This window comes from Cellulosimicrobium sp. E-16, assembly GCF_049913115.1.
Taxonomy (GTDB): domain Bacteria; phylum Actinomycetota; class Actinomycetes; order Actinomycetales; family Cellulomonadaceae; genus Cellulosimicrobium.
Window position 1 is genome coordinate 1,427,409 of the sequence record NZ_CP183974.1, and the last position, 14,500, is coordinate 1,441,908.

12 protein-coding genes and 1 pseudogene are annotated in these 14,500 nt (G+C 75.1%); 2 read left to right on the forward strand and 11 right to left on the reverse strand.

What is annotated here, in order from left to right; all coding sequences use genetic code 11:
• Window positions 1-73: 73 nt before the first annotated feature.
• The 7 genes and pseudogenes from galK to ACN9MS_RS06270 form a co-directional block, all read right to left on the reverse strand.
• Entirely contained in the window at window positions 74-1,408 is a 1,335-nt protein-coding gene (gene galK / locus ACN9MS_RS06240; protein ID WP_426311842.1) for a galactokinase, read from the reverse strand.
• A pseudogene (galT, locus tag ACN9MS_RS06245) lies at window positions 1,382-2,584 on the reverse strand (galactose-1-phosphate uridylyltransferase); the annotation flags it as partial. The pseudogene galT and the gene galK, both read right to left, overlap by 27 nt.
• A 54-nt stretch (window positions 2,585-2,638) precedes the next feature.
• Window positions 2,639-3,412, reverse strand: a complete 774-nt coding sequence (locus ACN9MS_RS06250; RefSeq protein WP_378234454.1) for a DeoR/GlpR family DNA-binding transcription regulator — start codon at window positions 3,410-3,412, stop codon at window positions 2,639-2,641.
• 103 nt (window positions 3,413-3,515) lie between these two features.
• A complete protein-coding gene (locus tag ACN9MS_RS06255) occupies window positions 3,516-4,727 on the reverse strand; it encodes an ABC transporter permease (protein WP_426311164.1) in 1,212 nt (403 codons plus the stop codon).
• Window positions 4,724-5,620 (reverse strand): ABC transporter ATP-binding protein, encoded by an 897-nt coding sequence (locus ACN9MS_RS06260; protein ID WP_426311165.1) that lies wholly within the window; start codon window positions 5,618-5,620, stop codon window positions 4,724-4,726. The genes ACN9MS_RS06255 and ACN9MS_RS06260 overlap by 4 nt, the downstream gene beginning before the upstream one ends.
• The gene (locus ACN9MS_RS06265) at window positions 5,620-6,648 is read right to left on the reverse strand and encodes an efflux RND transporter periplasmic adaptor subunit (RefSeq protein WP_426311166.1); all 1,029 of its coding nucleotides are present in this window, start codon (window positions 6,646-6,648) and stop codon (window positions 5,620-5,622) included. The genes ACN9MS_RS06260 and ACN9MS_RS06265 overlap by 1 nt, the downstream gene beginning before the upstream one ends.
• A gap of 404 nt (window positions 6,649-7,052) precedes the next feature.
• On the reverse strand, window positions 7,053-8,192 hold the full coding sequence (locus ACN9MS_RS06270) for an Mrp/NBP35 family ATP-binding protein (RefSeq protein WP_426311167.1): 1,140 nt from the start codon (window positions 8,190-8,192) through the stop codon (window positions 7,053-7,055).
• 109 nt (window positions 8,193-8,301) lie between these two features.
• Here ACN9MS_RS06270 and ACN9MS_RS06275 point away from each other — a divergent pair, with 109 nt between their 5' ends.
• Entirely contained in the window at window positions 8,302-9,099 is a 798-nt protein-coding gene (locus ACN9MS_RS06275; RefSeq protein ID WP_426311168.1) for a maleylpyruvate isomerase family mycothiol-dependent enzyme, read from the forward strand.
• A gap of 77 nt (window positions 9,100-9,176) precedes the next feature.
• Here ACN9MS_RS06275 and ACN9MS_RS06280 read toward each other — a convergent pair whose 3' ends face one another.
• Together ACN9MS_RS06280 and ACN9MS_RS06285 are read right to left on the reverse strand one after the other, a co-directional pair.
• Window positions 9,177-9,686 carry a DUF1003 domain-containing protein gene (locus tag ACN9MS_RS06280; protein WP_087471425.1) on the reverse strand — a complete coding sequence of 170 codons (510 nt, stop codon included), beginning with the start codon at window positions 9,684-9,686 and terminating at the stop codon, window positions 9,177-9,179.
• Window positions 9,679-11,022, reverse strand: a complete 1,344-nt coding sequence (locus ACN9MS_RS06285; protein ID WP_426311169.1) for a magnesium transporter MgtE N-terminal domain-containing protein — start codon at window positions 11,020-11,022, stop codon at window positions 9,679-9,681. The genes ACN9MS_RS06280 and ACN9MS_RS06285 overlap by 8 nt, the downstream gene beginning before the upstream one ends.
• A gap of 132 nt (window positions 11,023-11,154) precedes the next feature.
• Here ACN9MS_RS06285 and ACN9MS_RS06290 point away from each other — a divergent pair, with 132 nt between their 5' ends.
• A complete protein-coding gene (locus ACN9MS_RS06290) occupies window positions 11,155-11,934 on the forward strand; it encodes a general stress protein (protein ID WP_426311170.1) in 780 nt (259 codons plus the stop codon).
• 10 nt (window positions 11,935-11,944) lie between these two features.
• On the opposite strand, the gene ACN9MS_RS06295 is transcribed toward ACN9MS_RS06290, so the two are convergent.
• Window positions 11,945-13,582 carry an aminopeptidase P family protein gene (locus ACN9MS_RS06295; protein WP_426311171.1) on the reverse strand — a complete coding sequence of 546 codons (1,638 nt, stop codon included), beginning with the start codon at window positions 13,580-13,582 and terminating at the stop codon, window positions 11,945-11,947.
• On the reverse strand, window positions 13,579-14,469 hold the full coding sequence (locus ACN9MS_RS06300) for an alpha/beta fold hydrolase (RefSeq protein WP_426311172.1): 891 nt from the start codon (window positions 14,467-14,469) through the stop codon (window positions 13,579-13,581). Before ACN9MS_RS06300 ends, ACN9MS_RS06295 begins: the two co-directional genes overlap by 4 nt.
• Window positions 14,470-14,500: the final 31 nt, after the last annotated feature.

The following is a 14,500-nucleotide window of genomic DNA, read 5'->3' on the forward strand; positions in this document are numbered from 1 at the left end:
CCACGACACGAGGGTCGTCATGTGCCGCACAGCGACCCTCATGTCGTGTTCGGCGGCGTGCGAGGGGCTCGGGTCAGGCGACGCGCTCGGCCGGTGCGGACGGTGTCGCGAGGAGGAAGCCGGGGGCGCCGATGCCCTCGCGCTCGAACGCCCCGCGGACGGCGTCGGCGACGGCCTCCACCTGGTCGGCGCGGACGAGAGCGATCGCGGAGCCGCCGAACCCGCCGCCGGTCATGCGCGCGCCGAGGGCGCCGGCGACGCGTGCGGCGTCCACGGCGACGTCGAGCTCGACGCTCGAGACCTCGTAGTCGTCGCGCAGCGACGCGTGCGACGCGTTCATGAGCGGCCCGACCGCGTCGGGCCGGCCGTCGCGCAGCAGCGCGACGAGGTCGCGCACCCGGCCGATCTCCGTGACGACGTGACGCACGCGGCGGCGCGCGACGTCGTCGGGCAGCTTCTCCAGGGCGACGGCGAGCGCCCCGGCGGGGTCGTCGCTCGCGGCGACGTCGTCGGCGAGCTCGCGCAGGGAGTCCAGCCCGAGAGTGCGGGCGGCGTCCTCGCACGTGGCGCGCCGCGCCGCGTACTGGCCGTCGACGAGCTGGTGCTCGGCGCGCGTGTCGACGACGAGCAGGGCCAGCCCCGCGGCGTCCAGGTCGAACGGCACCTGCTCGGCGGAGTCGACGGGGTCGAGACCGGGCCGGCAGTCGAGGAGCAGCGCGTGCCCGGCGTGCGCTCGCAGCGACACGGACTGGTCCATCCCGCCCGTCGGGGCGCCGGCGATCTCGTTCTCGGCACGGATGCTCGCGGCGGCCAGGGCGGCGCGGCCGGCGTCGGTCGAGGCCAGGCCCAGCCCGGCGACGTCGTCGAGAGCGACCGCGACCGCGCACTCGAGCGCAGCCGACGAGGAGAGCCCGGCGCCGAACGGGACGCTCGAGTCGACCGCCGCGTCGAAGCCCGTGATGGCGCCCGGGTCGGCGCCCTGCGCGACGAGGTGCTCCCGCAGGGCCCAGGCGACGCCCGCGACGTACGACCCCCACCCGGAGACCGCGCCCGGGGCGACGTCCTCCAGCGTCGTCGTCCACGTCTCGCCGGGCGCCTGGGCCGACGCGAGCCGGACGACCGAGTCCGGGCGCGGGCGCAGCGCGACGTACGTGCGGTGGGGGAGCGCGATCGGCAGGCACAGGCCCGCGTTGTAGTCGGTGTGCTCGCCGATGAGGTTGACGCGGCCGGGCGCCGCCCAGACGCCGACGTCGCCCTGGCGGTCGTCGCCGGACCCGTCGCCGGACCCGTCACCGAACACGGCGGCGAAGACCGCGCGCGCCCGGGTCGCGCCGTCGTCGTCCGACCACGATCGGACCCACCCGCGCGCGGCGCTCGACGGGGCGAGCTCCTGGAGGCGAGCCGCGATCCGCTCGGGCGTCGTGTCGCTGATCCACGCGCCCATGCCCGACTCCGAGCCGGCGAGGTACTTGAGCTTGCCCGGTGCGCGCAGGACGGAGAAGACCTGGAGATGGAGCCGGGCGAGCGTCACGTCGTCCGTGCCGCCGTCCGCGACGGAGCGACCCTCGTGCGCCGGGGCCTGGTGCCACGCGGCGATGTACGGGAGCGGGATGGGGTCGCCGTCGGCCGTCTCGAAGAACCGGTCGAGGCGGCGCAGGAGCTCGAGGTAGGCGGTGGCGAGGTCGTCGCGCTCGGCGTCGGTGAGCGCGGGGAGGTCGGGCACGTCGCGCCGCGGGGCGACGTGGACCTCGACGGGCCAGCGCGCCGCGAACGGCACGTACGCGACCCAGTGCTCCGTCTCGAGCACGACGCGACGCCCGTCCGCGAGCTCGGAGTCGAGCACGTCGCGCAGCAGGTTGCGGCCCGTGCGGCGGTGGTGCTCGCGCGCCTCGTCGAGCAGGGCGCGGGTGCGCGGCGTGACGTACGGGTAGCCGTAGATCTGCCCGTGCGGGTGGTGCAGCGTGACGCCGATCTCCTGGCCGCGGTTCTCGAAGCAGAAGACCTGCTCGACGCCCGGCTCGGCGCCGAGGGCGGCGGTGCGGTCGGCCCACGCGTCGATGATCGTGCGCACACGCTGCGGCGAGAGCGCGCCGAACGAGGTGCGGTGGTCGCTCGAGAAGCACACGACCTCGCACCGGCCCGCGGCCGGGGCGTGAAGCTGGAGCGGCGCGTCCTCGACGACGGCGTCGGCGACGCCGGGCACGCGCTGGAGCGACGGGAAACGGTTCTCGAAGACGACGACGTCGTAGTCCGTGTCGGGGACCTCGCCGTCGGAGTAGGCGGCGCCGGGACGGGCGGGGCACAGCGGGCACGAGTCGGCGGCGGGGAGGAAAGTGCGGTTCATCCGGTGCGCGGCGAGGGGGACCCAGTCGCCCGTGAGCGGGTCCCGGCGCATCTCGGGGCCGACGTACGTGCGCGGAGCCCCGTCCGGGCCCGGGACCGGGGCGAACCGGTCCGGCAGCGGCCGCGGGTCGTCGAGCCGACGTGAGCGCTCACCCGAGACGTACGCGGGCGAGTCGTCGAAGTAGACGAGCTCGCGGCCGTCGGCGAGGCGGGTCGAGGTGCGGCGCAGGTGCGGGTTCATGCGTGCGGGTCCGATCGCGGTGCGGGGAGGGGAGAGGCGGCTACGGGACCGTCGTCAGGCGACGACGAGCTGCTCGACGAGGTCCTGGACCCGGGCACGCTCGTCCTCCGCGAGCCCGGCGTCGGTGACGAGGACGTCCACGTCGGCGAACGTCGCGAAGACGCGCAGACCGGTCGTGTGCCACTTCGTGTGGTCGGCGAGGACGACGGTGCGACCCGCGGACTCGATGAGCGCGCGGTTGGTCGCGGCCTCGTCCAGGTTCGGGGTCGTGAGCCCGATCTCCGGGTCCACGCCGTGCGCGCCGACGAACGCGAGGTCGACGCGCAGGCCCGCGAGCGCTGCCTCCGCGAGCGGGCCGACGAGCGCGTCGGACGGGGTGCGGCTGCCGCCCGTGAGGATCGTCTCCAGGCGCGGGTCGTTCGCGCGGTGCAGGATCTCGGCGACCGGGAGGGAGTTCGTGACGACCGTCAGGGGGCGCAGCGCGGGATCCGCGGCGATGCGGGCGGCGAGCAGGTGGGTCGTCGTGCCGGCGCTCAGCGCGACCGACGCGTTCGCGGTGATGAGGCGGGCGGCGGCCGTCGCGATGGCCTCCTTCTCCGCGGCCTCGCGCGAGCTCTTGGCGGCGAAGCCCGGCTCGTGCGCGGTGGTGTGCGGGGCGACGGCGCCCCCGTGGACCTTGCGGACGAGGCCCTGGTCGGCGAGCTCGACGAGGTCGCGCCGGATCGTCATGTCCGACACCCCGAGCTCCCGGGTCAGGTCGCCGATGCGGACCGCGCCGTGGTCCCGGATCTCCGCGAGGATGCGCTCCTGGCGCTGTGAGGCGAGCATGCGAACAGTATTGTCCACATCGCCGAGAAATCCAACATGATCGAACACGACCGAACATCGACGGTGGTGACCGGCCCGACGGGTGCCGGACAGGCCACCAGGGTCAGTAGCGGATCGCGTCGATCACCTTGACCCGGACGGCGACGAGCGCCGGGAGGAGGCCGGCGAGCGCTCCGATCCCGACGGCGGCGAGCATGCCCGTCACCGCGGCGGAGAACGGGAAGCCCGGGGCGTCCTGGACCGCAGAGCCCATGAGCGCGTCGAGCGGGACGTTGTGCAGGGCGACGACCGCGACGGTCACGCCCAGCACGCCCGCGACGGTCGTCGCCACGACGCTCTCCATCATCACGGAGAAGAAGACGCGCCCCGAGCTCGCGCCGAAGCTCCTGCGGATCCCGATCTCGCGGATGCGGTACCGCACGGTGACGAGCGCGATGTTGACGAGACCGAGCCCGCCGAGCAGGAGCGCGATCACGCTGACGCCGAGCACGACCCAGCGGATCGCGCCGTCGACGACGGCGTAGCCCGCCGAGTCCGACCGGTAGACGTCGGCCTGCGTGCCGCTGAGCGCCCCGGCGACGTCGCGCTGGATCGCCTCGACGAGCCCGTCGGCGAGGTCGTCGGGAACCCACAGCTCGAGTCGTGGAGGGCCGGTCATCTCCAGCGTCTCCGGTGTGACCCAGGCCGACTGGGCGTCCACGAGGACGTAGGCCTGTGGCTCGGCCTGCGGCCAGTCGTCCGGGAACGCGCCGACGACGGTGGCGACCACCGGGTTGTCACCGCCGATCGTCACGGTCGGGTGCTCGGCCACGGTCACGCCGCCGAGCGCGTCGAGGAACGCCTGGTTGACGACGAGCGCGGGCGCGAGGCGGTCGGAGTCGGCGTCGGTGAACCAGCGGCCCGACGTCACCTCGAAGCGGTGCATCGTGGCCCAGTCGGCCTCGACGCCGGTCGTGTAGACCTCGCGCGTGCCGTCGGGGAAACGGACGGGCGCGGGCGCGTCGCGCAGCATCGACGAGTAGCCGATCGCGTAGCGCTCGACGACCTCGTCGAACACGCGCTCGTACTCCTCGGGCGCGGGCATGACGCTCCCGCCCTCGCCCGTCGGCCAGGCCGACACCTGGAGCGTCGCAGCGCGCCCGTTCCACCGGTCGTTCTGCTCGGCGGAGACCTGGCGCAGCATCTCTCCGGCCGCGGAGATCGCGGTGATCGCGCAGACCGCGACCGCGACGCCGACGAGCGCGAGCAGGACGCGCACCTTGTGGACGCGGAGCTCGTCCCACGCCTCGAGGACGGCGCCGACGATCCCGGTCACGCGGCGTCCCCCGACCGCGGGGAGGCGCCGTGCGAGGCGACGAGCGGGCGGGCGACGTGCTCCGACTGGTCGTCGCCGGCCTCGAGCGCGTGCGGCGCGGTGTCGTCGTGCGCGGCCGGACCGTAGGGGCCGACGCCGTCGGTGGCCGCGCTCGCGCCGTCCCCGCTCGTCGCCTCGAGCGCGGCGAGCGACCCCGCACTGCGCGCACTGATGGCGATCGGGGCGAGCACGCCGTCGGCGAGACGGAACTGCCGGGCCGCGCGCGACGCGACGGCGAGGTCGTGCGTGATGGCGATGAGCGCCGACCCGTTCTCGCGTGCGATCGTGTCGAGCAGGTCCATGACCTCGCTGCCGGTGTCGACGTCGAGCGCGCCCGTCGGCTCGTCGGCGAGGATCACGCGGGGGACGCGCACGAGCGCGCGGGCGATGGCGACGCGCTGCTGCTCCCCGCCCGAGAGCTTCTCCGGGCGCGTGTCGAGGCGGTCGCCGAGGCCGACCCGTTCGAGCATCTCCGCGGCGAGCGTCCTGCGCTGCCAGAACTGCCGTCCGCGCGCGTACAGCAGCGGCGCGACGACGTTCTCGAGCGCCGTGCGGCCCTGGAGGAGGTTGAACTGCTGGAACACGAACCCGAAGTCCGTGCCGCGGCGCCGCGCCCGGGCGCGGCCGGAGAGCCGGCCGATGGGGACGCCGTCGAGCAGGTACTCCCCGCCCGTCGGGGTGTCGAGGAGCCCGAGGATGTTGAGGAGGGTGGACTTGCCGGTGCCCGAGCGCCCGACGATCGAGACGTGCTCGCCCGCGGCGACGGTGAGGTCGATGCCGCGCAGGATCTCCAGCTCCCGGTCGTCGGGCAGCAGCACCGAGCGAGCGACCCCGTTGAGCTCCAGCAGGCTCATCAGTAGCCGGCCTCTCCGCTGTCGTCGGTGCCCACCATGCCGTCCATGACCGGGACGACGTCCTGGCCCGGCACGAACTCGAGGACCTCGTCGCCCTCGGCGAGCCCTTCGGTGACCTGCACGACGCTGCCGTCCGTGAGGCCGAGCGTGACGGCGCGCTCCTCGGGCTCGCCGTCCGCGCCGACGACCCACACCTTGCCCTGCTCGACACGGCCCAGGACCGCGGTCACGGGGACGACGAGGGCGCCCTCGACCGAGCCTGCGGTGATCTCGAGCTCGGCGGCGAGGCCGGCGAAGACGGTGACGTCGCCCGGCACCGCGCACGTGACGCTCGCGGACGAGGCTCCGGCGGGGTCGGGCGCGCCCTCCTCGGGCGTGCCGGAGGGAGCGGCGGCCGTGCCCATGCGCAGGTTCGTGCAGGTGAACGGGGCCGGCCCTCCGGTCACGGTGACGGTCGCCTCGGTCGGGATCTGGAGCAGGCGGAACTGCTGCTCGGCGACCATGCTGCCCGTGACGGAGAGCGTCCCGGGGGAGATCGACGCGAAGTCCTCCCCGACAGCCACCTCCTGGTCCTTGAGAGCCGTGAACGTGGCGATCGTGCCGGCGGTGGTGGCCTCCACCGTCTCCCTCGTCACCTTCGGCCGGCGCTCCGTGACCGTGACCTCGCCCGTCTCCGGGTCGGTCTCGGTCAGGGGCTCGCGGGGTTCCTCGAGGGTGACCTCGAGGAGAGGCGCACCCGCCTTGACGACGTCGCCCGGCGTGGCGTGCACCGCCGTGACGACGCCGCGCTGCGTGACCTTCTGCGGCGCCGCCGGGTCGGCCACGATCTGCCCGGTCAGGGTCACGGTGTTCGTGACGTCGCCCGTGGTCACGGCCACGCGGGGCTCGACGAGCTCGGCGGAGGGGACCGCCGGGTCGGCGGGGGGCTCGGGAGCGGCGCGGAAGGCGATCACGGCGAGCGCGGTGGCGATGACCCCCCAGACGACGATGCGGAGGGCGGGGAAGACGATCCGGCGGGTGATACCCACGTGCGGGCTCCTGGGACGGTGGCGGACGGCGCGCGAGCGCTGCTCGGCGGGCGGGTGGACGCCCGGCCCGAGGCTAGGGGTCGGGGCGTGCGGGCGTCGTCATCCCTGGGGAGGAGTTCTGTCGCGATCTCTCCACCGTGGGGTCACCGTCTGGTAACGGGCGGAGACGCCCCGGCGCGAGGGCCGGGCGCGCACGAGGCGTGCGAGGGCGCACGCGGGCAGGGCGGAGCAGCGACGACGCCACGGCTGGATCCCCCTCACCGGCCCGACGGCCGTCCCCCTGACGAGATGCGGGCGAGACTATACCGTGGCACGAAGAAAAGACAGGGGTGCTTCCCAAGGCCCCGCGGGAGCATGGCGCCGCCACGTCGACGGCTCCGTGGGGTCGGTCGGACAGGCCTCGGTCAGACCACGGTGACGCCGAGCGAGCGGCCCGCGAGACCGCGCGGTCGACGCGCGAGGCCGAGCGCGACGTCGTGCAGCGCGACCGCTGCGGGCGAGCCGGGGTCGGCGAGGACCACCGGGGTACCGCCGTCGCCGGCCTCGCGCAGCGAGACGTCCAGCGGGACCTGGCCGAGCAGCGGGACGGTCGTGCCCGTGGCGCGCGACAGGTTCGCGGCGACGCGCTCGCCGCCGCCCGACCCGAAGACCTCCAGCCGTGACCCGTCGGGCTGCTCGAGCCACGACATGTTCTCGACGACGCCCACGACACCCTGCTGCGTCTGCGTGGCGACCGATCCCGCGCGCTCCGCGACCTCCGCGGCCGCGACCTGTGGTGTCGTGACCACGACGATCTCGCTGCCCGGCAGGAGCTGCGCCACGGAGATCGCGATGTCGCCCGTCCCGGGCGGCAGGTCGAGGAGCAGCACGTCGAGGTCGCCCCAGAAGACGTCCGCGAGGAACTGCTGGAGGGCGCGGTGCAGCATCGGTCCGCGCCACACGACCGGCTGGCCGGGCGGGACGAACATGCCGATCGAGACGACCTTCACGCCGTGCGCGATCGGCGGCAGCAGCATGTTGTCGACGCGCGTGGGCTGCCGGTCGACGCCGAGCATGCGCGGGATGGAGAACCCGTAGATGTCCGCGTCGACGACGCCGACCTCGAGACCCTGGGCCGCGAGCGCGACCGCGAGGTTCGCGGTGACGGAGGACTTGCCCACCCCGCCCTTGCCCGACGCGATCGCGTAGACCCTCGTCAGCGACTCCGGCTTCGCGAAGGGGATCTCGGGCTCGCCCACGCCGCCGCGCAGCATCGTGCGCAGCTCCGCGCGCTGCTCCGCGCTCATGACGCCCAGCTCGACGCGCACGTCCGCCACGCCGTCGACCGCGCGGACGGCGGCGTCGACGTCACGCGTGAGGGTGTCGCGCATGGGGCACGTCGCGACCGTGAGGTCCACGCCCACCGTCACGACCGCGCCGGGCGCGACCGCGACCGAGCGGATCATGCCGAGGTCCGTGACGGGGCGACGGATCTCCGGGTCGAGGACCGCGGTGAGGGCCTGCCGGACGGCGTGCTCGAGCTGGTCTGCGGCGGGGTCGGGCATGCACCCATCGTAGGCGTGCACGCGGCACCGTCCGCCGGGCCCTAGGTCCCGGGACGGACGTGAGCCGCATCGCACGCCGTGGCGCGCCGAACGGGTCTACCGTGCACGGATGGACGCCCTGGCCTCCCTCGCACGGGACAGCGAGCTGTTCGGCGACGCCGTGCGGAGCGCGCCCCCGGACGCGCGCGTGCCGTCGTGCCCCGAGTGGACGGGCGCCGACCTGCTCTACCACCTCGCGGAGGTGCAGGACTTCTGGGCGCGCGTCGTCGGTCCCTCGCCCGGGCACGGGCGCGACGGCGACGACGTCGCCCCGCTCGCCCGGCCGTCGTCGGACGCCGAGCTGCCCACGCTGCTCCAGCGCTCGACGAGCCGCCTCGTCGCCGCGCTCACCCGTCGCGACCCCGGGGAGCCCTGCTGGTCGTGGCACGAGGAGGGTCGCCACGTCGGCTGGGTCCTGCGCCGGCAGGCGCACGAGGCGCTGATCCACCGCGCGGACGCGGAGCTCACGGCCGGACGGGACGTGACGCCCGCCGACCCGGACGTCGCGGCGGACGGCGTCGACGAGGTGCTGTCGGTCATGGTCGACGGCGTGCCCGGCTGGGGCGTCTTCACGCCCGACGGCGCGACGGTGTCGGTCGTCGTGGACGGGTTCGGGGAGCGGCCCCGGAGCTGGGAGCTCGCGTTCGGGCGCTTCACCGGGACGGGCCCGGAGTCGGGCACCGCGTACGACCTCGACGTCGCGCAGCTCGTCGACCTGCCCGGTTCGACCACGACGCAGGTCGCCGGCCCCGCGTGGGCGCTCGACCTGTGGTTGTGGGGCCGCGGCCCGGCCGACGGCCTGGCCGTCGAAGGTGACCCGGCCCTCGCCGAGCGCCTGCGCCGCGTGGCGGCTGAGGGCACGCAGTAGCGGCTCCCGAGATCGGCCCGAGCGCCCGAGATCGACCCTCGGGAGGCCGATCTGGAGCCGTGCGGGTCGATCTCGGGTCAGCGGTCGGCGGCCTCGTCGTCGGCCGGGCGGGCCGACTTCTCCTCCAGCTCCTCCAGCAGGTTGCGGATCTCCGAGCGGACGAAGTCGCGCGTGGCCACCTCGCTCAGCGCGATGCGCAGGGCAGCCATCTCGCGCGCGAGGTACTCGGTGTCGGCAAGGTTGCGCTCGGCGCGCTGCCGGTCCTGCTCGGCGGTGACGCGGTCGCGGTCGTCCTGGCGGTTCTGCGCGAGCAGGATGAGGGGCGCCGCGTACGACGCCTGGAGCGAGAGCATGAGCGTGAGCGCCGTGAACCCGAACTCCGCGGAGTCGAACCGCAGGCCCTCCGGGCCCCACGAGTTCCAGATGATCCACACCGCGCAGAACACGGTGAGGTAGACGAGGAACCGGGGCGTGCCGAGGAACCGGGCGATGCCCTCGGTCGCGCGGCCGACCGCGTCCTGGTCGACCTTGACCCGCGGGATGAGGGAGCGCCGCGCGCTCTTCGGCGTGTCGAGGCGGTCAGCCACGGGTCACCCCCGTCGCGCCGCCGCGGTTGGCCGGACGCGACGGCAGCGACCCGGGCGCGAGCGTGGCGCGCGCGTAGTCCGTGTCGACGTCGTCGTCGGTCTCGCGCCAGTCGTCGGGAAGCATGTGGTCGAGCACGTCGTCCACGCTGATCGCGCCGAGCAGGCGCTTCTCCGCGTCGAGGACCGGCACGCACAGGAGGTCATAGGTCGCGAGGATGCGCGTGACGCGCCCCAGCGGGGCGTCGGGAGCGACGCCCTCGACGTCGGAGTCGAGCACCGAGCCCACGGCGGCGTGCGGCGGCTCGCGCAGCAGCCGCTGGAAGTGCGCGACGCCGAGGAACCGGCCCGTCGGCGTCTCGAGCGGGGGGCGCGCGACGAACACCATCGACGCGAGCGCGGGGGCGAGGTCCTTGCGCCGGATCTGCGCGAGCGCCGTGGCGATCGTCGTCTCGGGGCCGAGGACGACCGGCTCGGAGGTCATGAGACCGCCCGCGGTGTCCTCCGCGTAGGCGAGCAGGCGGCGCACGTCGCGCGCCTCCTCCGGCTCCATGAGCTCGAGGAGCTGGGCGGCCTGCGCCTCGGGGAGCTCGTGCAGCAGGTCGGCCGCGTCGTCGGGCTGCATCGCCTCGAGGACGTCCGCGGCGCGGTCGGTGTCGAGGCCGGAGAGGATCGCGACCTGGTCGTCCTCCGGCAGCTCCTCGAGGACGTCGGCGAGGCGCTCGTTGTCGAGCGCGCCCGCGACCTCGAGCCGGCGCGTGTCGCCCAGGTCGTGGATGACGTCGGCGAGGTCGGCGGGCTTGAGGTCGTCGTAGGCGGCGAGGAGCATCGCCGCGCCCTGCGCCTCGGTGCCGCCCGCGAGGCCCGTGACCGCACCCACGTCCACGACGATCGCGTCGCCCCGCCGGCGCAGGCCGAGCGTGCCCTTGTGCTGGGACCTGCGCCGCACGTACAGCTTGGTGACGAGCCAGTCCCCGGTGCGCTGCCGCTCGATCGCGAGGTCCTCGATCGTCGCCGAGCCCGACCCGTCCACGAGCTCGACCGTGCGCTCCAGCAGCTCGCTCACCGCGAGCGTCTCCATCGCGCGCTGCTCGAACCGGCGCATGTTCACGAGGCCGGTCGAGATGACCTGGCCCGCGTCGATGCTCGTCACGCGCGTGAGGGGGAGGAAGACCCGCCGGCGGCCCGGCACCTCGACGACGAGGCCCACGGCGCGGGGCGCGCCCTTCGGCCGGATGAGCACGACGACGTCCCGCACCCGCCCGACCTGGTCGCCGATGGGGTCGAACACGCTGGTCCCGGCCAGGCGCGCGACGAAGACGGTGGTGGCTGCGCTCACGCGGCCAGCCTACGCACGCGCCCCGGTCGCCGCGCGTTCCTCCGGTGGGTGGCGCCGCCGGACGGTCCGGAGCCGCGGACGCGCGGGGGCGCGGGCCTCGCGCCCGCAGCACGAGTAGGACAGACTGGGCGAATGAGCATGTCACGCCCGGGTGCCGTCCCCCGTGTCCCCACCCCGCCCCGTGGTGAGGAGATCGCGTCGTACGCGACCTACCTCGAGGCGCAGAAGGCGGTCGACTTCCTCTCCGACAACAAGTTCGCGGTCGAGCTCGTGACGATCGTCGGCACCGACCTCAAGATGGTCGAGCGCGTGACGGGCCGGCTCACCTACGGTCGCGTCGCGATCGCGGGTGCGGCGTCCGGCGCGTGGTTCGGCCTGTTCGTCGGCCTGCTGCTCTTCATGTTCTCCGGGCAGGGGGGTTTCGTCCTCACGGCCATCGGGATCGGCGCCGGGTTCGGGCTGCTCTTCTCGGTGCTGTCGTACGCGCTCACGCAGGGCAAGCGCGACTTCACGTCGCAGAGCCAGATCGTCGCGTCGTCGTACGGGATCCTCTGTGCACCCGAGCGTGCGGGCGACGCGCGCCAGCTCCTGTCGCGGATGCCGGAGGGCGCGGGCGGGGTCCGCGCACCGGCCGCACCCGCGAACCCGACGTGGGGCACGCCCGGGGCGACCCCGCCGCCCGCGCCGACGGCGCCGGCGCCCGAGCCGCCGGCGGGCGTCGCTCCCGCTCCCGCGCCCACGCCTCCGGTCGCGCCGCCGGCCCGGACCCCCGACCCCCGCTGGACCACGCCGACCGGTGAGCCGCGCTACGGCGCCATGCGCCCGACGTCGGACCAGCCCGCCGACGCGCAGCCCGACGCCCAGCCCGCACCCGGGGCGCAGCAGCCCGACCAGCCCGAGCGCCCCGCCTGACCGACGGGGCTCAGCCGCGCAGGCGCGCCATCCAGGCCTCGACGTCCTCGGGGCGGCGGGGGAGCGCGGCCGAGAGGTTCTCGTTGCCGTCGGCCGTCACGAGCACGTCGTCCTCGATGCGGACGCCGATGCCCCGGTACTCCTCCGGGACCGCGAGGTCGTCCGCCTTGAAGTACAGACCCGGCTCGATCGTGAAGACCATGCCGGGCTCCAGGACCCCGTCGAGGTAGAGCTCGCGGCGCGCCTGGGCGCAGTCGTGCACGTCCAGGCCGAGGTGGTGGCTCGTGCCGTGCACCATCCAGCGGCGGTGCTGCTGCCCGTCCGGCGACAGCGACTCGGCCGCGCTCACGGGGAGCAGGCCCCACTCCTCGAGGCGCGCGGCGATGACCTCCATCGCGGCGGTGTGCACGTCGCGGAAGCGCGCGCCCGGCACGGCGACGGCGAACGCGGCGTCCGCGGCGTCGAGCACCGCCTGGTACACGCGGCGCTGGACCTCGGTGTACTCGCCGTCCACGGGCAGCGTGCGCGTGACGTCCGCGGTGTAGAGCGAGTCGACCTCGACGCCCGCGTCGAGCAGCACGAGCTCGCCCGTGCGCACGACGCCGTCGTTGCGGATCCAGTGCAGCGTCGTCGCGTGCTCGCCCGCCGCGGCGATCGTCTCGTAGCCGACCGTGTTGCCCTCGAGCCGCGCGTGCGCGTCGAACGTCGTCTCGATGACGCGCTCGCCGCGCCGGTGCTCGACGGCGCGCGCCAAGGTCCGGACGACCTCCTCGAAGCCCGCGATCGTCGCGGCGACGGCCTCGCGCATCTGCTCGACCTCGTGGGCGTCCTTGACGAGCCGCAGCTCGGAGACGGCCTCGACGAGCGCGGCGTCCGTGCGGCGGTACGCGGCCTCCGCGCGCGCGAGCCACTCGGCCTCGGTGAGCTGCTCCTCCTGGGCGGCCTCGACGTCGTCCAGCCCGGCCTCGGCGCGGATCGCCTCGACGAGCGCCTCGACGGCCTCGTCAGCGCCCGCGACGACGAGCAGCGTCACCCCGCCCGGGCCGACGTCCTTCGCGAGCGCGTCGCGCAGCTCGTCCACGTGGCGGGCCTCGACACCGGTGGCGGTCGTGACGTCGTCGAGCGACGGCCGCGCGCCCACCCAGAACTCGCCGTAGCGCGAGTCGGCGTAGAACTCCTCGGTGTCGCGCGCGGCCAGCGGGCGCACGTAGAGCACGGCGTGGTGGTCCGAGCCGCCGTCGCCGGTCCCGGGATCCACCGGGTGCAGCACGAGCACCGCGTCGGGCTCCTGGTCCGTGCCGTAGCCGGTGAGGTGCGCGAACGCCGAGTGCGGGCGGAACCGGTAGTCGGTGTCGTTCGAGCGCGTCTTCAGCGGGCCGGCGGGCACCACGAGGCGTGCGCCCGGGAACCGGGCGGACAGCGCGGCGCGGCGGGCGACGGTGTACGGGGCGGCCGGGAGGGGCTCGACGTCGAGCTCGGCGCGCGGCGCCCAGCCGCTCGTGATGAAGGCCTTGAACGCGTCGGAGTCCGGGCGCTGCGAGCGGTTGCTCCCGCGCGCGGCCAGGTCCTGGCCCTCGCCGGCGTTCTGGGGGGCCTGGTCGGGCGTCTCGGACGTGGGCTCGGGCGTGACGGGGGTGGCGTCGGTCATGCCCCCAGTCTCGCACCGCGCACGCGGCCGAAGTCCGCGAGCGCGCGCCCGAGCACGCGGTTGAACGCCTCGGGAGCCTCGCTGTTGACGTCGTGGCCGGCGCGCGGCACGACGACGAGCGCGGCGTCCGCGGCCGCGGCGAGGTAGCGCTGCTCGTCGAGCCGCATGTGGTCGCGGGCGCCGTTGACGAGCCAGACCGGCACGTCGACGTCGCGCACGTGGGCGAGCCACGAGCGGCCCGCGAGCTGGGTGAGGGCGTCGGTGACGACGTGCCAGCCGGGCGCGACCGGGGTCGGCGTGCCCGCGTCGGCAGGGCCGGTGAGCGTGTAGGACGACGCCGCGCCGCCCGGGAGCGAGCGCCCGCTCCGGGCGATCGTGCCCCACGCGTCCGCGCTCGTGCGCGCGACCCAGCGGGCACCGCGCCCCACGGCGCCCCCGCCCGCGACGACGAGGCGCGCGACGTCGCGGTAGAGCGCGACGGGCTTGCCCTTGGGGTCGGACGTGCACGCCGCGGCGACGACGCCCGCGAGGTTCGCGGGGCGGCGGGCCGCCCAGGCGAGCGACGTGTAGCCGCCGAGCGAGAGCCCGACCAGGACGACCCGGCGGTCGGGGCCGAACGAGGCGGCGGCCTCGTCGATCACCTCGAAGGACCGGTCGAGCGTGAAGCGCTCGTGCGCGCGGGTGCCGTGCGCGGGCAGGTCGACCGCGACGGCGTCGTGGCCCAGCGACCGCACGTGCTCGACCTGGTGGTCCCAGATCGCGCCGGACGTGCGCATGCCGTGCACGAAGACCACGCCGGGGGGTGCCTGCGGGGCGCTCGCGGGTGCGTCGGCGGGACCGTGGACGGAGCGGGCTGGGGCGGCGGCGGAGAGCGTCGTGGGGGTCATCGCGGTCGACTGTGGCACCCCAGCCTGGGAC